This is a genomic window from Pseudomonas sp. UF-293, assembly GCF_058245595.1.
The window spans coordinates 113490-135137 of the sequence record NZ_JBSICA010000010.1; the positions used below are offsets into that span (position 1 = coordinate 113490).

Genomic DNA, 21648 nt, shown 5'->3' on the forward strand with positions numbered 1-21648 from the left:
GAGGGCGAAGTAAACGCCCATCTCCACACCCCAGACGGTGTGGGTTAGTTTCATTTAAAAGAAGCACCGCAGGACTATGACTGGTCCCCTGCGGCCCTCTTGGTCACCCGGCGATATCGCGAATGGCGATCTCGCTCATGATGCGTTCAAGCACCTGATCGATGGAAAGCTCCGTGGAATCCAGCTGAATCGCGTCGGCCGCCGGCTTGAGCGGGGCTACTGCGCGCTGGGTGTCACGCTCATCGCGTGCACGGATCTCATCTAGCAGACTCGACAGACTAACACCCTCGACTTTGCCCTTCAACTGCAAATATCGACGGCGCGCCCGCTCCTCGGCACTGGCGGTCAGGAAAATCTTCAGCGGTGCATCCGGAAATACCACCGTGCCCATGTCGCGACCGTCCGCCACCAGCCCCGGCGCTTCCTGGAACGCACGCTGGCGCTGCAGCAGCGCCTCGCGCACGGCGGGCAGCGCGGCTACTTGCGAGGCGCCGGAACCGACGCTTTCGGTGCGAATGACATCGCTGACTTCGTCGCCTTCGAGAATGATCCGCTGCAGCTGACCTTCCGTCGCGGCGATAAACTGCACATCCAGATGAGCGGCCAATGTCTTCAGCAGCTCTTCATTGGTCAGGTCGACGCCATGGTTGTGCGCAGCGAACGCGAGCAAGCGATACAGCGCACCGGAATCCAGCAGGTTCCAGCCCAGACGCTTGGCCAGAATCCCGGCGACCGTGCCTTTGCCGGAGCCACTTGGCCCATCGATGGTGATGACCGGTGCAATGTTTTTCACGACTGAGCCTCTTGTGCCACACGAATGCCGACTTGCCCGCACAGCGCAAGGAAGTTGGGGAACGAGGTCGCGACGTTGGCGCAATCGTGGATGCGGATCGGTGCGGTAGCGCGCAAAGAAGCGACGCTGAAGGCCATGGCGATACGGTGGTCGCCGTGACCGTGCACTTCACCGCCGCCGATCTGGCCGCCGTCGATGATGATGCCGTCCGGGGTCGGTTCGCACTTGACGCCCAGCGCCAGCAAACCGTCCGCCATGACCTGAATCCGGTCGGACTCCTTGACCCGCAGCTCTTCGGCGCCGGTCAGCACGGTACGCCCTTCGGCGCATGCAGCAGCAACGAACAGTACCGGGAATTCGTCGATCGCCAGCGGCACCAGTTCTTCCGGAATCTCGATACCCTTGAGTTTAGCTGCCCGCACGCGCAAGTCAGCCACTGGCTCGCCACCGACTTCGCGCTGGTTTTCCAGAGTGATATCGGCACCCATCAGGCGCAGGATATCGATCACGCCAGTGCGGGTCGGGTTGATGCCGACATGTTCAAGCACCAGTTCGGAACCTTCGGCAATCGAGGCCGCGACCAGGAAGAACGCCGACGACGAGATATCGCCAGGCACTTCGATGTGAGTTGCGCAGAGCTTGCCGCCGGACTCGACAGAAGCCGTGGCACCGTCGACGCTGACCGAGTAGCCGAAGCCGCGCAGCATGCGCTCGGTGTGGTCGCGGGTCGGTGCCGGCTCGGTGACGGTGGTCTTGCCTTCGGCATACAGACCGGCAAGCAGCAGACAGGATTTCACCTGGGCACTGGCCATCGGCATGGTGTAGGTCAGACCCTTGAGCTTGTGGCCACCGCGAATGGTCATCGGTGGACGACCCTCAGCAGCGGTTTCGATGACTGCACCCATTTCCCGCAAAGGATTGGCCACGCGGTTCATCGGACGCTTCGAAAGCGAGGCATCACCCGTCAAAACACTGTCGAAGTTCTGCGCCGCCAGCAGGCCGGAGAGCAGACGCATCGAGGTGCCGGAGTTGCCCAGATAGATCGGGCCCGGCGCAGGTTTCAGGCCGTGCAGGCCGACACCGTGAATGGTCACGCGGCCGTGGTGCGGGCCTTCGATGACCACGCCCATGTCGCGGAATGCCTGCAAGGTCGCCAGGGCGTCTTCGCCCTCGAGGAAGCCTTCGACTTCGGTGACGCCTTCGGCCAGCGAGCCGAGCATGATCGAACGGTGGGAAATCGATTTGTCACCCGGTACGCGAATCCGACCGGACAGGCGGCCACCAGGTTGAGCCAGGAAGATCAGATCGTTGGAATTCATAGCGTCCACATAGGCCCTGCGGGCCAGGATTTTACTGAAATGCTCGCGGGCAACCCGGGCGCGCGTGAAAACGCCCAACAATTGGTGCCCATCCCCTGCATCGACCGCGTCGCGCAAGGCGTCGAGGTCGCTGCGAAATGTATCGAGTGTGCGCAGGACAGCCTCGCGGTTGGCGAGGAAGATGTCGTGCCACATCACCGGGTCGCTTCCGGCGATTCTTGTGAAATCGCGAAAACCACCGGCAGCGTAACGGAAGATCTCCAGATTTTCATTGCGCTTGGCCAATGAATCGACCAGACCGAAGGCCAGCAGGTGCGGCAGATGGCTGGTCGCGGCAAGCACTTCATCGTGACGCTCGACCTGCATGTGCTCGACATCGGCGCCCAGTTCGCGCCAGAGACGATCGACCACCGCCAGCGCGGCAGGATCGGTTTGCTCGAGCGGCGTCAGGATCACCTTGTGCCGACGGAACAGTTCGGCATTCGAGGCTTCCACCCCGCTCTGCTCGGAACCGGCAATCGGGTGCCCGGGGACGAAACGCGACGGCATGCCGCCGAACGCTTCGGTCGCCGCGCGCACCACGTTGCCTTTGGCACTGCCGACATCCGTAAGAATCGCCTGCCCCAGATCCATGACAGCCAGACGCGCGAGCAGCTTTTCCATGGCCAGAATCGGCACCGCCAGCTGAATCACATCGGCACCGACGCAAGCCGCCGCCAAGTCGTCTTCGCAGCGATCGACCACACCCAGCTCAACGGCGAGCTTGCGCGATTGCGTGTCCAGATCGACGCCGACCACTTCACGGCACAGGCCGCTTTCACGCAAACCCTTGGCAAACGAACCACCGATCAACCCCAGACCGACCACCACAAGGCGACCGATCATAGGTGCAGCAGGTTGCAGCGCAGTGACATCAACCACGAGCCAGAACCTTGCGCAGCGCCTCAAGGAAACGGCTGTTTTCTGCCGGCAGACCGATGGTCACCCGCAGGTGGTTCGGCATGCCGTAATTGGCCACCGGACGCACGATCACGCCTTCGCGCAGCAAGCCCTGAAAAATCGGCGCTGCGACCTGGCCGAGATCGACGCAGATGAAGTTGCCTTTGGACTCGATCCAGCCCAGCCCCAGCTCGCGGAAGCCATCCTGCAGCTGCTGCATGCCGGATTCGTTGAGCTGACGGCTTTGCGCCAGATATTCCTCGTCCTTCAGCGCCGCACACGCCGCCGCCAACGCGAGGCTGTTGACGTTGAATGGCTGACGAACGCGGTTCAGCACGTCCGCCACCACAGGCGTCGACAAGCCATAACCGACGCGCAGCGCGGCCAGACCATAGGCCTTGGAGAAGGTGCGCGACACCAGCAGGTTCGGATACGCCGCGAGGAAGTCGAGACCGTCCGGCAAATCACTGCCTTCGGCGTACTCGATGTAGGCCTCGTCGAGGACTACCAGCACATGCTCGGGAACGTCCTGCAGGAATTCGTCCAGCGCTTCGGCCCCGAACCAGGTGCCGGTCGGGTTGTTCGGGTTGGCGATGAACACCACGCGAGTGTTGGCATCGATGGCTGCGAGCATGGCCGGCAGGTCATGCCCCCAATCCTTGGCCGGAACCACCTTGGCTTGTGCGCCAACGGCTTGGGTAGCAATTGGATATACCGCGAAAGCGTGCTCGCTGAACACGGCATTCAGGCCCGGTGCCAGATAGGCACGCGCAACCAACTCAAGAATATCGTTGGAGCCATTGCCCAGGGTGACCTGATTCAGCTCGACTCGGCACTGCTCGGCGAGCAAAGACTTCAGGGCGAAGCCATTGCCGTCCGGGTAGCGGGTCAGCTCGGCCAGCTCATCGCGAATTGCCGCCAGCGCCTTCGGACTGGCGCCCAGTGGGTTTTCGTTGCTCGCCAGTTTGACGATTTTTGCCGGATCCAGATCCAGCTCGCGCGCCAGTTCGTCCACCGGCTTGCCCGGAACGTACGGCGAAAGTTGTTGCACGCCCGGCTGTGCCAGAGCGAGGAAGTTGCCACTCATTTGCTACCGCCCCTTAGAGAACTGCTTTCGGGTAGGAACCCAGCACTTTGAGTGCTACTGCTTCCTGACTGATCTTTTCCAGCACACCTTTGATCAACGGATCACGGTGATGGCCGACGAAGTCGATGAAGAACACGTAGGTCCATTTGCCGCTGCGCGACGGACGGGTTTCGATGCGGGTCAGGTCGATACCATTGTCGTGGAACGGCACCAGCAGCTCATGAAGCGCGCCGGGCTTGTTGCTCATCGACACGATGATCGAGGTCTTGTCGTCGCCGGTCGGCGGCACTTCCTGGTTACCGATCATCAGGAAGCGCGTCGAGTTGTCCGGACGATCTTCGATTTTCTCGGCCAGACGCGTCAGACCGTACAGCCCCGCAGCCATATCGCCAGCGATCGCCGCCGAGTTCCACTCACCCTTGACCCGCTTGGCCGCTTCGGCGTTGCTCGACACCGCGACGCGCTCGACATTGGGGTAATGCGCGTCCAGCCACTTGCGGCACTGGGCCAGCGACTGCGCGTGGGAATAGATGCGACTGATGCTGTCGGTCTTGGTGTTTTCGCCGACCAGCAGATGGTGGTGGATGCGCAACTCGACTTCGCCACAGATCACCATGTCGTGCTCGAGAAAGCTGTCCAGCGTGTGGTTGACCGCGCCTTCGGTGGAGTTTTCCACCGGCACCACGCCGAAATTCACCGCACCGGCAGCGACTTCACGGAACACTTCGTCGATTGCCGCCATTGGCTTGCTGATCACCGCATGGCCGAAGTGTTTCATCGCTGCCGCTTGGGTGAAAGTGCCTTCAGGACCGAGATAAGCCACTTTCAGTGGCTGCTCCAGAGCCAGGCACGAGGACATGATTTCGCGGAACAGCCGCGCCATTTCTTCGTTGCCCAGCGGCCCCTGATTGCGCTCCATCACGCGCTTGAGCACCTGAGCTTCGCGCTCGGGACGATAGAACACCGGCACTTCGCCTTCGGCCAGCGAGGCCATCTTCACGCGGGCGACTTCCTGGGCGCAACGCGCACGCTCACTGATCAGCTCGAGGACTTTGGTGTCCAGAGCGTCGATGCGAACGCGCAGTGCCTTGAGTTCTTGCTCGGACATCAGCCGTGTTCCTTCTCGAATTCCGCCATGTACGCCACCAGCGCGTTGACCGCAGTGATGTCGACGGCGTTGTAGATGGAGGCGCGCATGCCGCCCACCGAACGGTGGCCCTTGAGGTTGAGCAGACCGCGCTCGTCGGCACCGACAAGGAACGGCTTGTCCAGACGATCGTCAGCGAGACGGAACGGCACGTTCATCCACGAGCGATCCGACTTGTTGATCGGGTTGCTGTAGAGACCGCTGGCGTCGATGAAGTCGTACAGGGTGCGCTGCTTGACGTCGTTGAGCTTGGCGATCGCTTCGACGCCGCCCTGCTCTTTCAGCCACTGGAACACCAGGCCGGACAAGTACCAGGCCAGCGTCGGCGGGGTGTTGTACATCGAGCCATTATCGGCCGCGACCTTGTAATTAAGCATGGTCGGGCACAGCGAGCGCGCTTTGCCGAGCAGGTCTTCGCGGATGATGTTGACGACGATGCCGCTCGGGCCGATGTTCTTCTGCGCGCCGGCGTAGATCATGCCGAAACGCGAAATATCGACCGGGCGCGAGAGGATGTCCGAAGACATGTCCGCCACCAGCGGTACATCACCGGTTTGCGGGATCCACTGAAATTCCAGACCGCCGATGGTTTCGTTCGGCGCGTAGTGAACGTACGCGGCGTCTTTCGACAGGTTCCACTCGTTCTGGCCGGGAATGGCGAAATAGTCGTAAGGCTTGGCAGTGGCAGCAACGTTGACGTGACCGTAACGCGAGGCTTCTTCGATGGCTTTCTGCGACCAGATACCGGTGTCGATGTAGTCGGCCGAGCCGCCTTCAGGCAACAGGTTCAGCGGGATCTGCGCGAACTGCTGGCTGGCGCCGCCCTGCAGAAACAGCACTTTGTAGTTCGACGGGATATTCAGCAGGTCACGCAGATCCTGCTCGGCCTGGGTGGCGATGGACACGAACTCATCGCTGCGATGGCTCATTTCCATGACCGACAGACCCTTGCCGTGCCAATCAAGGAGTTCACCCTGGGCGCGCTGCAGGACAGCTTCAGGCAGCGCCGCCGGGCCGGCGCAGAAGTTATAGGCTCGCTTGCTCACATCCAATCTCGCTCTGATTTGGTGATACACAAAAACTGTAAATCGCTGATGCTGCACATAGGCGAATGTGCACATTCTGGCATCCGAACATCTAGCCTGTAGGAGCTGCCGAAGGCTGCGATCTTTTGATCTTCACCCCGAAAAGCAAGATCAAAAGATCGCAGCCTTCGGCAGCTCCTACAGGGACCTCTCGAAAATTCATACCGGACAAATAACAAGGGGGCGAATTCTCATCCGCCCCCTCGTTTGTCCGCTTATTCCTGCGGTTCTTCGTCTGCTGCGGCGTCGAGTTGCTGGTCGTCTGCGGCCTCGTCGATACCGACGGTGCCTGCGATTTCCTCGCCCTCTTCACCTTCGAGCTCTTCGCCTTCGATTTCCGAAGGCTCCTGAACCCGCTCCAGCCCGACCAGGGTTTCATCCTTGGCCAGCTTGATCAGCGTCACGCCCTGAGTATTACGGCCCAGGCTCGACACTTCGCCGACACGGGTACGTACCAGGGTGCCCTGATCGGAGATCAGCATGATTTCTTCGCCGTCGAGCACCTGTACCGCGCCGACCAGACGGCCGTTACGCTCGTTGCTGACCATGGCGATCACGCCCTGGCCGCCACGCTTGTACTCAGGGAACTCAGTGATCGCGGTGCGCTTGCCATAACCGCGCTCGGAAGCGGTGAGGATCTGGCTGCCTTCTTCCGGGATCAGCATGGAAATCAGCTTCTGCCCTTCCGGCAGACGCATGCCGCGCACACCGCGAGCGGTACGGCCCATCGCACGTACATCGGACTCTTTGAAGCGGGTAACCTTGCCGCCGTCGGAGAACAGCATCACTTCGCGCTCGCCATCGGTGATGGCCGCAGAGATCAGCACGTCGCCCTCGTCCAGCTCCAGCGCGATCAGACCGACGCTGCGCTGACGGCTGAAGGATTCCAGCGGGGTCTTCTTCACAGTGCCGTTGGCGGTGGCCATGAAGATGTAGTGACCTTCGGTGTATTCCTCGACCGGCAGCATGGTGGTGATGTATTCACCGTCATCCAGCGGCAGCAGGTTGACCAGCGGACGACCACGGGCCGCGCGGGATGCTTCCGGAATTTCGTAGGTCTTGAGCCAGTACACCTTGCCCTTGCTGGAGAACAGCAGCAGCGTGGTGTGGCTGTTGGCGACCAGCAGGTGAGCGATGTAGTCCTCGTCCTTGACGCCGGTGGCGGATTTGCCTTTGCCGCCACGACGCTGAGCCTGGTACGCAGCCAGCGGCTGGGTCTTGGCGTAGCCACCATGGGAAATGGTCACGACGCGCTCTTCTTCCGGGATCATGTCACCCAGGGTCAGGTCGAGACGGGCATCGAGAATTTCGGTGCGACGCACGTCGCCGTATTCGGCGCGGATCACTTCCAGTTCTTCGCGGATCACTTCCATCAGGCGCACAGCGCTGTTGAGGATGCGGATCAACTCGCCGATCTGGTTGAGGATCTCTTGATACTCGGCCAGCAGCTTCTCGTGCTCCAGACCGGTCAGGCGGTGCAGGCGCAGTTCCAGAATGGCTTGCGCCTGTTCTGGCGAGAGGAAGTACTTGCCTTCGCGCAGGCCATATTGCGGATCGAGGTTTTCCGGACGGCACGAATCGGCACCGGCGCGTTCAACCATCGCCACCACAGCCGAGGACTCCCAAGGCGTGCTGATCAGCGCTTCCTTGGCTTCCGACGGCGTTGGCGAAGCCTTGATCAGGGCGATCACCGGGTCGATGTTCGACAGCGCAACGGCCTGGCCTTCGAGAATGTGCCCACGCTCGCGCGCCTTGCGCAGTTCGAACACGGTACGACGGGTGACCACTTCGCGACGGTGACGGACGAAGGCTTCCAGCAGATCCTTGAGGTTGAGGATACGTGGGCGGCCGTCGATCAGCGCGACGATGTTGATACCGAACACCGATTGCAGCTGGGTCTGGGCGTAGAGGTTGTTGAGAATCACCTCTGGCACTTCGCCGCGACGCAGTTCGATCACGACGCGCATACCGTCCTTGTCGGACTCGTCGCGCAGCTCGGTGATGCCTTCGAGCTTCTTCTCTTTGACCAGCTCGGCGATCTTCTCGATCAGACGTGCCTTGTTCAGCTGGTAAGGCAGTTCGGTGATGACGATCTGCTGACGGCCACCGACCTTGTCGATGTCTTCGATGATCGAGCGGGCACGCATGTAAATGCGTCCGCGACCGGTGCGGTAGGCTTCGATGATGCCGGCGCGACCGTTGATGATCGCAGCCGTCGGGAAGTCCGGACCGGGAATGTATTGCATCAGCTCATCGACGGTCAGCTCAGGATTGTCGATGAGGGCCAGGCAACCGTCGATGACTTCACCGAGGTTGTGCGGCGGAATGTTGGTCGCCATACCTACGGCGATACCGCTGGAACCGTTGACCAGCAGGTTCGGTACACGGGTCGGCATGACCGCCGGGATCAGTTCGGTGCCGTCGTAGTTCGGCACCCAGTCCACGGTTTCCTTGTGCAGGTCAGCCAGCAGCTCGTGCGCCAGCTTGGTCATGCGCACTTCGGTGTATCGCATGGCCGCAGCGTTGTCGCCGTCGACCGAACCGAAGTTGCCCTGGCCGTCGACCAGCAGGTAGCGCAGGGAGAAAGGCTGGGCCATACGAACGATGGTGTCGTACACGGCAGTGTCACCGTGCGGGTGATACTTACCGATCACGTCGCCGACGACACGGGCAGATTTCTTGTACGGCTTGTTGTAGTCGTTGCCCAGCTCGCTCATCGCGAACAGTACGCGACGGTGCACGGGCTTGAGGCCATCGCGCGCATCCGGCAGTGCACGGCCGACGATCACGCTCATTGCGTAGTCGAGGTAGGACTGTTTCAGCTCGTCTTCGATATTGACCGGGAGGATTTCTTTGGCCAGTTCGCCCATGAGAAGCCTGATTCCTTTTTCTGGTGAAACTTCGTCATATCCATGTGGGAGCAACGAAGCTCGTCGGGGCCGGCCGAGTGCCATGCGCCGACTTACGACAAATCAACATTGGATCGCGGATTTGCGCAGTAAAGACAGCTCCGTGGAGCCGCCTCGGAAAACGCCGGATGTTATCACAAAGGCCGCCACGCACCTATCCCCCAGATGCGCATGGAGCATAGTTAGTTGACTGATGACAGGCTTGAGAGGGACGAGAGAGGCTCAGAGCTTGGTTGAATGTGAAATCGGGGGTTGAATTAGCGATGTTTATTGACATTACCGACCTCTTCGCGAGCAGGCTCGCTCCCACACGGGTCTGCGGCGATCACAAAACCTGTGGGAGCGAGCCTGCTCGCGAAGGGCTCGCTGCAAGACCAAAGCCTGTCAATGCAGGCGCTTGCGGCACATAAGCTGGGCCATTTTCGCGGTATCCGGGCGTTCGACGATGCCTTTCTCGGTGACGATCGCATCGATCAGATCCGCCGGGGTGACATCAAACACCGGGTTGAACGCTTCAACATCGGCGCCGACGCGCTTGCCACCGACTTCCAGCAGTTCGGCGCCATCACGTTCTTCGATCGGAATGTCATCGCCGCTGGCCAGGTTCATGTCGATGGTCGAACTTGGCGCCACGACCATGAAGCGCACGCCGTGGTGCATGGCGTTGACTGCCAGTTGATAGGTGCCGATCTTGTTCGCCACGTCGCCATTGGCGGTGATGCGGTCGGCGCCGACGATCACCCAGGTCACGCCTTTGGTTTTCATGATGTGCGCGGCGGCGGAGTCGGCGTTCAGGGTTACCGGGATGCCTTCGTTGGCCAGTTCCCACGCGGTCAGGCGCGAGCCTTGCAGCCACGGCCGGGTTTCATCGGCGTAAACGCGCTCGACCATGCCTTCTATATAAGCTGCGCGGATCACCCCCAGCGCGGTACCGAACCCGCCGGTGGCCAGCGCGCCGGTGTTGCAGTGGGTCAGAATCGCCTGAGCGTTGCCCTGATGCTTGCGAATCAGATCGACGCCAAGCTGCGCCATGGTCAGGTTGGCCTCGCGATCACTTTCGTGAATGGCAATAGCTTCGGCTTCCAGCGCGGCCAGAGGATCGGCGTTGCTTTTCAGGCGATCCAGGCGATCGTGCATGCGGCCTAGCGCCCAGAACAGATTGACCGCGGTCGGACGCGAATCGGCGAGCAGGGCAAAATCCTCTTCCAGCGCCGCATACCAGTCGCCGCCTTCGGCAATCCGCGCCCGCGCTGCGAGGACGATGCCATAGGCCGCGCTGATACCGATGGCCGGTGCGCCACGCACGACCATCGAGCGAATCGCTTCGGCCACGCCGGCGGCGCTGGTGTAGGCGATCCAGTTTTCCTCGAACGGCAAAATACGCTGATCCAGCAGGTGCAGCGCGCCATCACGCCAATCGATGGCCTTCACTTTCTCCGCAGCCAACAGTCGATCGCGCATCCCACACCCCGCACTCATGATCAAAAGCCGCCGATTATAGCGATCCCCCCGCGAAGACGCTCGGGTATACTTCGCCATCCTTTACAAAAGCACTGGAACCGACCCTCGATGCCGAAACCTGCCATTGCGCTCGACCTGTTATTGCTGCCGACCTGGCTGGTCCCCGTTGAACCGGCAGGCGTGGTGCTCAAGGAGCACGGCCTGGGCATCCGTGACGGTTGCATCGTGTTTATCGGCCCGCGCGCCGAAGCATTGAAGTGTAACGCGACAGAAATCCGTGAACTGCCGGATGTTCTGTTGGCACCAGGGCTGATCAACGCCCACGGCCATGCGGCGATGACGCTGTTCCGTGGCCTGGCCGACGATCTGCCATTAATGACCTGGCTGGAAAATCATATCTGGCCGGCCGAGGGCAAATGGGTCGATGAAGATTTCGTCCGCGACGGTACCGACCTGGCCATTGCCGAGCAGATCAAGGGCGGCATCAGCTGTTTCTCGGACATGTATTTCTTCCCGAAAGTCGCCAGCGAGCGCGTACACAACAGCGGTATCCGCGCGCAGATCGCCATTCCGATCCTCGATTTCCCGATTCCGGGCGCCAGCAACGCCGACGAAGCCATTCGTCAGGGCGTCGAATTGTTCGGCGACCTCAAGCATCACGAGCGCATCAAGATCACTTTTGGCCCGCATGCACCCTACACCGTCGGTGATGAGAATCTGGAAAAAATCAGGGTGATCGCCGAGGAACTGGACGCCGCGATACACATGCACGTGCACGAGACCGCTTTCGAAGTGCAGCAGGCCGTCGAGCAGACCGGTGAGCGGCCACTGGCTCGGCTCGGCCGCCTTGGCCTGCTCGGCCCGCGCTTCCAGGCGGTGCACATGACCCAGATCAGCGATGAAGACCTCGCGCTGCTGGTAGAAAGCAACAGCAGCGTGATCCACTGCCCGGAGTCCAACCTCAAACTGGCCAGCGGCTTCTGCCCGGTCGAGCGTTTGTGGCAGGCTGGGGTGAACGTCGCCGTCGGCACCGATGGCGCGGCGAGCAACAATGATCTCGATCTGCTCGGCGAAACTCGCACCGCTGCCCTGCTGGCCAAGGCCGTCGCCGGTTCCGCCACCGCGCTGGACGCCCACCGCGCCTTGCGCATGGCCACTCTCAATGGCGCCCGTGCGCTGGGGATCGAGGCGCAGGTCGGCTCGTTGGAGATCGGCAAAGCTGCGGACATCGTCGCTTTCGACCTGTCCGGGCTGGCGCAGCAACCGGTGTATGACCCGGTGTCGCAGCTGATTTATGCCACCGGGCGTGATTGCGTGAAACACCTGTGGGTCGCTGGCAGGCAACTGCTCGACGACCGGCGCCTGACCCGCATGGACGAACAACAGTTGGGCGCGACCGCCCGCCACTGGGGCCAGCGCATCAGCGGCCACACCGAATCGTAAACACCGCGGCGCAATCTCCGCGGCTACAGCCCTTTTCAGGTTTTTCGAGGAATTGAACATGAGCAACGTCGACCACGCCGAAATCGCCAAATTCGAGGCCCTGGCCCATCGCTGGTGGGACCGTGAAAGCGAATTCAAGCCGCTGCACGACATCAACCCGCTGCGGGTCAACTGGATCGACGAACGAGTCAATCTGGCCGGCAAGAAAGTCCTCGACGTCGGTTGCGGCGGCGGCATTCTCAGCGAAGCCATGGCCCAGCGTGGCGCCACGGTGATGGGCATCGACATGGGCGAAGCGCCGCTGGCGGTCGCACAACTGCATCAGCTGGAATCCGGTGTCAGCGTCGAATATCGCCAGATCACCGCCGAAGCCCTCGCCGACGAAATGCCCGAGCAGTTCGACGTGGTCACCTGCCTGGAAATGCTCGAACACGTGCCGGATCCATCCTCGGTGATCCGCGCCTGCTTCCGCATGGTCAAGCCGGGCGGCCAGGTGTTCTTCTCGACCATCAACCGCAACCCGAAAGCGTATCTGTTCGCGATCATCGGCGCCGAATACATCATGAAGCTGCTGCCACGCGGCACCCACGACTTCAAGAAATTCATCCGCCCGTCGGAGCTCGGTGCGTGGAGCCGCATGGCCGGCCTGACCGTCAAGGACATCATCGGCCTGACCTACAACCCGCTGACCAAGCACTACAAACTGGCCAACGACGTTGACGTCAACTACATGATCCAGACCCTGCGCGAGGAATAAGCCGATGGCCATCAGAGCGGTACTTTTCGACATGGACGGCACCCTGCTCGACACCGCGCCGGACTTCATCGCTATCTGCCAGGCGATGCGCGCCGATCGCGGTCTGCCGCCGATCAACGACAAGCACATCCGCGACGAGATTTCCGGCGGGGCCAAGGCCATGGTTGCGGTGACGTTCTCGATGGATCCGGAATCGCCCGGTTTCGAGGAGCTGCGCCAGGAGTTTCTCGAACGCTATCTGGTCGGTTGCGCGGTGCACAGCAAACTGTTCGACGGCATGGGCGAACTGCTCGCCGATATCGAAAAGGCCAACCTGATCTGGGGCGTGGTGACCAATAAACCGCTGCGCTTCGCCGAGCCGATCATGCAACGTCTGGGGTTGGCCGAGCGTTCGGCGCTGCTGATCTGCCCGGATCATGTGAAGAACAGCAAGCCGGATCCGGAGCCTTTGATCCTCGCCTGCAACATGCTTGATCTGGATCCGTCGACCGTACTGTTTATCGGCGATGATCTGCGCGATATCGAATCGGGCCGCGACGCCGGCACCAAAACCGCTGCGGTGACCTACGGCTACATTCACCCGGACGACAATCCGCGGCATTGGGGCGCGGACGTGGTGGTGGATCACCCGCTGGAATTGCGCAAGGTGCTTGATAGCGCGCTTTGCAGCTGCTGATCAAAATCAAAAGGACTATGAGGTTTTTATGTTTGATTACACCGCTCGCCCTGAATTGCTCAAGGATCGGGTCATTCTGGTCACCGGTGCCGGGCGCGGCATCGGCGCAGCTGCGGCGAAAACCTATGCCGCTCACGGTGCGACCGTGCTGTTGCTGGGCAAGACCGAAGCCAATCTGACCGAGGTCTACGACGAAATCGAAGCAGCGGGCCACCCGCAACCGGCGGTGATCCCTTTCAATCTCGAGACCGCCCTGCCCCATCAGTACGATGAGCTGGCAGCGATGATCGAAACCGAGTTCGGCCACCTCGACGGCCTGCTGCACAACGCTTCGATCATTGGCCCGCGCACGCCGATCGAGCAACTCTCCGGCGAAAACTTCATGCGCGTCATGCAGGTCAACGTCAACGCCATGTTCATGCTGACCAGCACCCTGCTGCCACTGCTCAAGCTCTCGCAGGACGCCTCGGTGGTGTTCACTTCCAGCAGCGTCGGGCGCAAGGGCCGCGCGTATTGGGGCGCTTACGGTGTTTCGAAGTTTGCCACCGAGGGGCTGATGCAAACCCTGGCCGATGAAGTGGAAAGCGTTGCGCCGGTACGCTCCAACAGCATCAACCCGGGCGGCACACGCACCAGCATGCGCGCGCAGGCTTATCCGGGGGAAAATCCGCTGAACAATCCGACCCCGGAAGAGATCATGCCGGTGTATCTGTACTTGATGGGCCCCGACAGCGCGGGCGTCAATGGCCAGGCTTTCAACGCCCAGTAGCGCCATACGTCGCATTTGTTGCCGCGGCAGAATGCTGTCGCGGCAAGCCATTGCCGCTTAAAACCCTCGCAATGCCGCCAATAACCCAGCGCGGCATTCCGTGAGCCGCCAGCAACTCATTGATTCGAAAAGCTTTAAATAAAATCGAACCGAATGGCACGGGTTTCGCTCTAAATTCCCTCAAAACATGCCGTGTGATGGCCATGGGGCAGACGCCGATTTCGATAGCTGACTGATCGTCTTGCGGCAGACTAAACTTACGCCAATCGTCCTACGGGACTGATGGATCAGTACGACGCGCAGCCCATAGCCGCTCTCACCCAGCCTGTAAGACAGACTTACTGCTTAGGGGCTCACGCCATATGAAATCTCCTTCCCAGACCCATGCAATTGACTTTGACAGTGCCAAATTGCAGCGCCTGGGCTTCGGTCAACTTCCGGCGCTGATCGAGCGCCCGACCAGCCTGGCGCAACTGCGTCAGCAAATGAGCCTGCAACTGCAAACCAGCCTGGAGCCTCAGCGCATCCTTGGCCTGTTCTTCCGCGAAATCCAACGCCTGGTGCCACTGGACGCCCTGAGCTATGTGCATCAGGCCAGTGACCTGCGCCTCGAGTTCGGTGCACGCGGCCACCATTCGGTGAGCTACACCCTCAGCCACGAAGGCGAGCACATGGGCGAGCTGGTCTTTCGCCGCAATCAGCGTTTCAACGACAAGGAACAGGGCGACCTCGAGTCGCTGCTGTCGTGCCTGCTGTACCCGATGCGCAACGCTCTGCTGTACCGCGCTGCAACGCAAAGTGCATTGCGCGACCCGTTGACGGGTGCCGGCAATCGAGTGGCCATGGAGCAGACCCTGCAGCGCGAAATCGATATGTCGCGCCGCCATGCGCAGCCGCTGTCGGTGCTGATGCTCGACATCGACCACTTCAAACGAGTCAACGATGACCACGGGCATGGCGCCGGTGATGAGGTGCTCAGAGCCATTGCGGCGTCGATCAAGGCGCAACTGCGCAACGTCGACATGGTGTTCCGTTATGGCGGCGAAGAGTTTCTGATCCTGCTGTCCAACACCGGTCGCGAAGCGGCGGCAATGGTTGGCGAGCGTTTGCGCCAGGCGACGCAGTCGGAGGAATACTTTGCCGATGGTCAGTTGATCGAGATCACCGTGAGCCTGGGATGCTCGACGTTACTGCCGGGCGAATCGGCGGACAGCTTGCTGCGCCGGGCCGACAGTGCGTTGTATGTCGCAAAGCGCGAGGGGCGGAACCGGCTGGCGATGGCCGGCTAAAAATCATTGTGGGAGCGGGCCTGCTCGCGAAGAGGGAGCGTCAGACAACGAGTCGTTGAATGACCCACCGCTTTCGCGAGCAGGCTCGCTCCCACAGTTTCAATCAGCTTTCGGTTACGGTCCTGCGCTCGCGGTTGACCAGCAACCGCTCCGAGGTTTCGAGCTGCATGCACCGTTCCAGGAACAGGTACATGTAGTCGTAGCTCTTGCAGATCGCCTGACGCAGTTCCGCCTGCAAGGCCTTGCTCGGGTTCATGCCGGCCAGGGTGCAGATGATTTCCAGCGCTTCCCACGGGTGGGCATCGTCGTACTGGGCGTGCATCTTCAACCACTTCATCGCGCGCTTGCGGTCCTCTTCCGGGAACGCCGCCGCGTAGACCCCGGTCGAGCAGACTACCGCTGACCACTCCCCGGTCGCGCCTTCGATCGCATAGTTGGTCGCGGCAATCGCCACGATCAGCGAATCCGCCGAGCTGGTGTGCCAGCACCAGTGACTCAGCGCGTGCAGCTCCGGCGGCACTTGCTGGGCCTGGAGATCTTCGAGGCTGACGCCATGGGCGCGACTCCAGTGCATCCAGTAGTCAGCGTGATTGAGTTCGACGCGGATATTGCGCATCAGCCAGCGCCGCGCCATGTCCTCGCCGGGATGGCGGGCGAAGCGGGTCTTGGTGAGGTTCTGCGCCATGTACAAGGCAAACTGCTCGACCACCGGCCAGCCGCCGATGAGGTACTGGCGCATGGTTTTCGCGCTGAGTCTGTTGTCGCGCATGCGCTGATAAAGTTCATGCTCGACAACCCGGCGCTTGCTCTGGCTGCAATCCTTGATGAGCTGTTGGGCCCAGGCAGGATAACTTGCAGCTTCCATGAGGGGTCCGGTTCGGTTGAATGTGTCGATCACTGTTCGGCTCCTTTTGAGTTGTGATGGCAAGGATCGGCGAGAGACTTCAACGGAACGTGCCAGGCGCTTTGAACAACAACGGCTGCGGTCTGGCAGGGCGACTTTGCAAACTGTCACAGGTAAACAACTGTGGCCGCTCAATAACATACCCCTGAGCGTAATCCACACCTATTTCAAGCAACGCCTGTTCGATCTGGTTAGTTTCAACAAACTCGGCAATTGTCTGCTTACCCATAACATGGCCGATGTGATTGATCACTTCGACCATTGCCCGATTAATCGGGTCGTCCAGCATGTCCTTTACGAAACTCCCGTCGATCTTCAGGAAGTCTACAGGCAAATGTTTCAAGTAAGCGAATGAAGACATTCCGGCACAAAAGTCATCCAGCGAAAAGTGGCAACCTAAGCCTTTGAGTTCATTGATAAAACGAATTGCACTGCCAAGATTTGCAATTGCACTGGTTTCAGTAATTTCAAAACAAATCATTTCAGGCGGTATAGCGTAGTTAGCAAACTGTTCCCGCAGGAAGTGCAAAAAGGCGTCATCTCCGATAGTAATGCCTGACAGATTAATCGCACACATCGCTAAAGGAAGTTCATGTTCCTGTTCAATGCACTGAGCAATAACCTTGAAAACATTTTGAACTACCCAGCGATCTAACTGGGTCATCAAACCATATCGCTCCGCCGCCGGGATAAAGCTGTCAGGCAGAATCATCCGCCCCGATTCATCATGTAAACGCAGCAGAATCTCGATGTGTCCGGCCTGACCTGCATGCGGTTTGAGTGGAGCGATCTGCTGGGCGTAAAGGCAGAAGCGGTTCTCTTCCAGCGCCATGTGCAGGCGCTGCACCCAGGCCATTTCACCGAAACGCATGGAAAGCTCTGAGTCGTCGGCGTGATAGACCTGCACGCGGTTGCGGCCCTTTTCCTTGGCCATGTAGCAAGCCATGTCCGCCGCGCGCAGCGAGGCTTCGAGGGTGGTCGGATTCTGCGCCACATGCACCAGGCCGATACTGACTGTGGTCAGGAACGGTCGGCCTTTCCAGACAAAGTGCAGGTTCTGCACGGTCTGGCGCAGGCTCTCGGCGATCTTCTCCGCCACCTCCGGCGGGCAGTTCTCCAGCAGAATGCCGAACTCGTCGCCGCCCAGCCGGGCCAGCGTGTCGCCCTCGCGCAAGTCTGATTGCAACAGCGTGCAGATGTGCCGCAGCAATTCATCGCCTGCCGCATGCCCGCAGGTGTCGTTGACCAGTTTGAACTGGTCGAGATCGAGGAACATCAGCGCATGCCGCCCTGGCTGGCGTGTCAGGTTATGCAAGGCCTGTTCGAGTCGATATTCGAATTCGCGGCGATTGGCCAGACCGGTCAGCGCATCATGGGTCGCTTGCCAGGACAGATTGGCAATGTACTGCCGCTCCTGGGTCATGTCGTGCAGCACCAGCACCGTGCCGCTGACATTCCCGGCATTGCGGATCGGCGCGCCGACCAGGGTCACCGACAACGTGCTGCCGTCCAGACGCTGGATCAATTTGGAATGTTCGCTACCGCCGCTGAGCTGGCCGCTGAGAATGTGCTCGATCAAGGTCAGCCCTTCGGTCTGGGCGTTCTCGTCGAGCAGGTTGAACAGCGCCGACAACGGCAGGCCCGCCGCCTGTTCGGCCTTCCAGTGAGTCATGACCTCGGCGGCCGGGTTCATGTAATCAATCGCGCCGTTGACGTCGGTGGTGATCACGCCATCGCCAATCGACTGTAGCGTAATGTGCGCGCGATCCTTCTCCAGCTGCAGCGCCTGGGCAAACTCATGGCGCTGCTTGAGCAGTTTGTGCGTGCGCCACAGCGCCAGCACGATCAGACCCAGCGCGGTGGCCAGGTTGGTGAACAGCAGCAGGCGCATGATCACCCGCGAGCCTTCGCCCAAGGCATCGCTGAAGGCTCTGGCGGCTGGAGTCACTGCATCGTTGATCGCGAAGATCTGTACTTTCCAGCGTTGCACATCGCCGGGGCTGGCCCGGTTCTGCGCAATGCCTTGATGCATCTCCTGCGCAACTTCGTGCAATCGGTCGAGATACGCATCGCCGATTGTCCAGCGATCTATCGCAGTTTCCAGATAACTGAAATGGCGAAAATTGAGGTACAGCCAGATCAGGCTGGAGACGTCGTCCGGGTGATTGCCGCCCTTGAGGATGCCTTCGCGCGCGGCTTGCAGATCCGGCGGCTGGCGATCCAGCGCCAGACGCAATTGGTGCCCGCCCTGCGGCACGGCGATCGCCGACAGGTATTTGCGGTAGATCGCCTCGTCACGGCTGTCGGCGTAGAGGTTCAGGTAATAGATGGCATCTTTCTGGCTCTTGGACCACAGGCTTTCGCCAGCCACGTAGCCACGCACGGCCGATAGCACATAAAGGCTCACGCCCCCCAGTAATGCCTGGAACACCACGACAGCAATAAAGGGCCAGACGATACCCAACAACCGTGGTGTTCCCAGAGTCTGCTTTTGCTTCATGAGATTCCTTGCATGAGCACTGCCTGCTCGCCTTCCGGGCGAATTCGCTATGACGAGACTAGGTGGGGTTCTCGTTCAAGGCAAGGCGCGGCTGTACGCCGCGCGCAGAACGTCTGACAGGTCGGCAAGGGTTTCGATCAATGCTGTTGCAAGTTGCCGTAGAGCTTGGCGTACAGACCGCCGTCGGCGATCAGTTGGCGGTGGTCGCCGTCCTCGGCGATCTGCCCGCCGTCGAATACCAGCACCCGGTCGGCCTGTTTCACCGCCGACAGGCGATGGGCAATGATCAGCGTAGTACGGCCATTGAGAAATTTCGCCATCGCCTGATGCAGGTTGTACTCGGTGGCGGCGTCGAGGGCCGAGGTGGCTTCGTCGAGAATCACTACTTTAGGCTCGGCGAGAATCATCCGCGCAATCGCCAGACGCTGGCGCTGGCCGCCGGACAAACGCACGCCGGAGCGACCAACGATGCTGTCGAGGCCGTTGGGCAGCGCGCGAATGGTCGCGGCCATTTGCGCAATATCCAGAGCCTGCCAGCAGGCTTCGTCGCTGCGCATGCGGCCCATGGTCAGGTTGGCGCGCACGCTGTCGTTGAACAGCGCCGGATGCTGCAGCACCACCGCGACGTTCTCGCGCACGGTCTCCAGACCGATTTCCTGCTGAGTTGACCCACCGAAGCGAATGGTCCCGGCCGCTGGCGTGTACAGGCCCAGCAGCAATTGCACCAAGGTACTTTTGCCGCCGCCGCTGGCGCCGACGATCGCGACTTTTTCACCGGGCAGGATCGACAGGTTCATCTGATCCAGCACCAGCTCGTCGCCATAACCGAAGCTCAGGCCTTGTACCTCGATGCCGACAGTGTCGCGGCCCTTGAACGGATCGACGCCGCCGGGGTACTGCGGCTCGTCGGCGCGCGCCAGCAGTTCATTGATCCGCGTCAGCGCGCCGCCCGCTGCGTAATAGGCGTATTGCAGATTGAGCAGCTGTTCGACCGGGCCGATCATGAACCAGAGGTAACTGAACACCGCGAGCATCTGCCCGATCGACAGGTCGGAAAACAGCACGGTGAGCATCGCCGCCGCGCGAAAGATGTCGATGCCGAACTGGAACAGCAAACCACTGGCGCGGTTTGAGGCGTCGGTTTTCCACTGCGAGTTGACTGCGTAGTTGCGCACTTCCTGCGCGCGCAAACCGAGGCGCCCGAGGAAATAGCCCTGGCGGTTGCCGGCGCGCACTTCCTGAATCGCATCGAGGGTTTCGCTCAGCGCCTGAGTGAAGCGCGAGGTGCTGTCGTTTTCCAGTTTCTTCAGATGCTTGACGCGCTTGCCCAACTGCACCGTGGCGTAGATCACCAGCGGGTTGAACAGCAGAATCAGCAGTGCCAGCTTCCAGTGCATCCACATCAGGATGCTGGCGGTGCCGACCAGCGTCAGCATGGCGACGAGGAAGCGGCTGAGGGTTTCGCCGACGAATTTGTCGAGGGTGTCCAGATCGGTGACCAGGTGGGTGGTCACCGTGCCGCTGCCGAGGCTTTCGTACTCGCCGAGGGAAATGCGCTTGAGCCGCTCGATCAGGCGCACGCGAATGCGGTAGACGATGTCCTTGGCCAGCCGCGCGAACAGCCGCGACTGCAACACGCCAAAACACAGGGCGCTGCAACGCAAGGTCAGGGTCACCACCAGCATCAGGCCGATATAACCCGCTGCCTGCTGCCACATGCCCGGCAGGAAATGGTTCATGACTTTCAGCGCAGCATCGCCGTGGCCGAGCAGCACTTCGTCGACCAGCAATGGCAGCAGCAATGGAATCGGCACGCTGCACAGCGTCGCCAGCACGGCCACGCCGTTGGCGATCCACAGGGATTTCTTGTGATGCAGTGCCAGACGCCGGACTTCAGCCCAGCTCAGCCGGTCGACACGCTCTACGGATGGCGTGTCATCGGCGCGGTCAGACACAGGCCGCACGCTCCAGCCAGCGGCCGAGCAATGGCGACAGCTCGCTGAGCGGTTGATAGCCATTGGTCAGCAGCGCCAGTTGCCCGTTGCGCTCGGCCAGCAGAGTCGGAAAACCGGCGATGCCCAGATCCTGTACCCAGGTGAAATCAGCCTGGGTCGCCTTGTGCTGATCGGCATGATCGAACAACGCCGCGAATTCGATACGCGGCACCCCGGCCTGTTCCGCCAGCTCGACCAGCACGCTGGCCTGGGTGACATCGCGACCCTCGGCGTAAAACGCCTGCTGGATCAGCCCGACCAGTGTCCACGCGCAATCCGGCGCCAGACTGCGCGCGGTGACAATGGCGCGACAGGCAGGCTCGGTGTCGTAGACAAAACCGTCGGGCAGCGCGCCGTCGAACTTGAACGGCTGGCCGGTGGCCTCGGTGACCGCTTGCCAGTGCTCGAGAATATAGCGCCGCGTGGTCGGCTCCAGCGCCGAACCGCTGCCGGTACGCAAGCCGCCCACCACCAGATGCAGCTCGACCCCGGCTGCCTGCGCCTGCTCGACCAGTGCCTTGGCCACCGGAGCAAACCCCCAGCACCATGAACACATAGGATCCATCACATAGAGCA

The 21648-nt window shown here is 60.9% G+C and carries 16 protein-coding genes; 5 read left to right on the forward strand and 11 right to left on the reverse strand.

The window, feature by feature from the left end:
* Positions 1-103: 103 nt before the first annotated feature.
* From cmk to mtnA, 7 genes are all read right to left on the reverse strand, one after another.
* Positions 104-793: a (d)CMP kinase gene (gene cmk, locus AC4IHP_RS13720; RefSeq protein ID WP_024013869.1), complete on the reverse strand. Its 690-nt coding sequence runs from the start codon at positions 791-793 to the stop codon at positions 104-106.
* Positions 790-2997: a bifunctional prephenate dehydrogenase/3-phosphoshikimate 1-carboxyvinyltransferase gene (locus AC4IHP_RS13725; RefSeq protein ID WP_490831951.1), complete on the reverse strand. Its 2208-nt coding sequence runs from the start codon at positions 2995-2997 to the stop codon at positions 790-792. The genes cmk and AC4IHP_RS13725 overlap by 4 nt, the downstream gene beginning before the upstream one ends.
* Positions 2998-3025: 28 nt before the next feature.
* On the reverse strand, positions 3026-4138 hold the full coding sequence (hisC, locus tag AC4IHP_RS13730) for a histidinol-phosphate transaminase (protein WP_490831922.1): 1113 nt from the start codon (positions 4136-4138) through the stop codon (positions 3026-3028).
* 13 nt (positions 4139-4151) lie between these two features.
* A complete protein-coding gene (gene pheA / locus AC4IHP_RS13735) occupies positions 4152-5246 on the reverse strand; it encodes a prephenate dehydratase (protein WP_016770924.1) in 1095 nt (364 codons plus the stop codon).
* Positions 5246-6331, reverse strand: coding sequence for a 3-phosphoserine/phosphohydroxythreonine transaminase (gene serC / locus AC4IHP_RS13740; RefSeq protein ID WP_460120638.1), 1086 nt, complete (start codon positions 6329-6331; stop codon positions 5246-5248). The genes pheA and serC overlap by 1 nt, the downstream gene beginning before the upstream one ends.
* A 254-nt stretch (positions 6332-6585) precedes the next feature.
* Positions 6586-9240, reverse strand: coding sequence for a DNA gyrase subunit A (gyrA, locus tag AC4IHP_RS13745; RefSeq protein WP_095182243.1), 2655 nt, complete (start codon positions 9238-9240; stop codon positions 6586-6588).
* A gap of 423 nt (positions 9241-9663) precedes the next feature.
* Entirely contained in the window at positions 9664-10740 is a 1077-nt protein-coding gene (mtnA, locus tag AC4IHP_RS13750) for an S-methyl-5-thioribose-1-phosphate isomerase (protein WP_076563766.1), read from the reverse strand.
* 108 nt (positions 10741-10848) lie between these two features.
* Between mtnA and AC4IHP_RS13755 the strand changes: the two genes are divergently transcribed.
* From AC4IHP_RS13755 to AC4IHP_RS13775, 5 genes are all read left to right on the forward strand, one after another.
* The gene (locus AC4IHP_RS13755) at positions 10849-12183 is read left to right on the forward strand and encodes a TRZ/ATZ family hydrolase (RefSeq protein ID WP_460120640.1); all 1335 of its coding nucleotides are present in this window, start codon (positions 10849-10851) and stop codon (positions 12181-12183) included.
* A gap of 58 nt (positions 12184-12241) precedes the next feature.
* The gene (gene ubiG / locus AC4IHP_RS13760; RefSeq protein ID WP_024013875.1) at positions 12242-12940 is read left to right on the forward strand and encodes a bifunctional 2-polyprenyl-6-hydroxyphenol methylase/3-demethylubiquinol 3-O-methyltransferase UbiG; all 699 of its coding nucleotides are present in this window, start codon (positions 12242-12244) and stop codon (positions 12938-12940) included.
* Between the two features lie 4 nt (positions 12941-12944).
* On the forward strand, positions 12945-13616 hold the full coding sequence (mupP, locus tag AC4IHP_RS13765) for an N-acetylmuramic acid 6-phosphate phosphatase MupP (RefSeq protein ID WP_490831923.1): 672 nt from the start codon (positions 12945-12947) through the stop codon (positions 13614-13616).
* A 28-nt stretch (positions 13617-13644) separates the two neighbouring features.
* On the forward strand, positions 13645-14385 hold the full coding sequence (locus AC4IHP_RS13770) for a YciK family oxidoreductase (protein ID WP_490831924.1): 741 nt from the start codon (positions 13645-13647) through the stop codon (positions 14383-14385).
* Between the two features lie 362 nt (positions 14386-14747).
* Positions 14748-15674 (forward strand): GGDEF domain-containing protein, encoded by a 927-nt coding sequence (locus tag AC4IHP_RS13775; protein WP_024013877.1) that lies wholly within the window; start codon positions 14748-14750, stop codon positions 15672-15674.
* Between the two features lie 103 nt (positions 15675-15777).
* Here AC4IHP_RS13775 and AC4IHP_RS13780 read toward each other — a convergent pair whose 3' ends face one another.
* The 4 genes from AC4IHP_RS13780 to AC4IHP_RS13795 form a co-directional block, all read right to left on the reverse strand.
* Positions 15778-16539: an iron-containing redox enzyme family protein gene (locus tag AC4IHP_RS13780; protein WP_490831925.1), complete on the reverse strand. Its 762-nt coding sequence runs from the start codon at positions 16537-16539 to the stop codon at positions 15778-15780.
* A 79-nt stretch (positions 16540-16618) separates the two neighbouring features.
* Complete coding sequence (locus AC4IHP_RS13785) at positions 16619-19078, reverse strand: EAL domain-containing protein (RefSeq protein ID WP_490831926.1); 2460 nt, start codon at positions 19076-19078, stop codon at positions 16619-16621.
* A gap of 137 nt (positions 19079-19215) precedes the next feature.
* Positions 19216-21033 (reverse strand): ABC transporter ATP-binding protein, encoded by a 1818-nt coding sequence (locus tag AC4IHP_RS13790; protein WP_490831927.1) that lies wholly within the window; start codon positions 21031-21033, stop codon positions 19216-19218.
* Complete coding sequence (locus tag AC4IHP_RS13795) at positions 21026-21628, reverse strand: DsbA family protein (RefSeq protein WP_177180902.1); 603 nt, start codon at positions 21626-21628, stop codon at positions 21026-21028. Before AC4IHP_RS13795 ends, AC4IHP_RS13790 begins: the two co-directional genes overlap by 8 nt.
* Positions 21629-21648 lie beyond the last annotated feature (20 nt).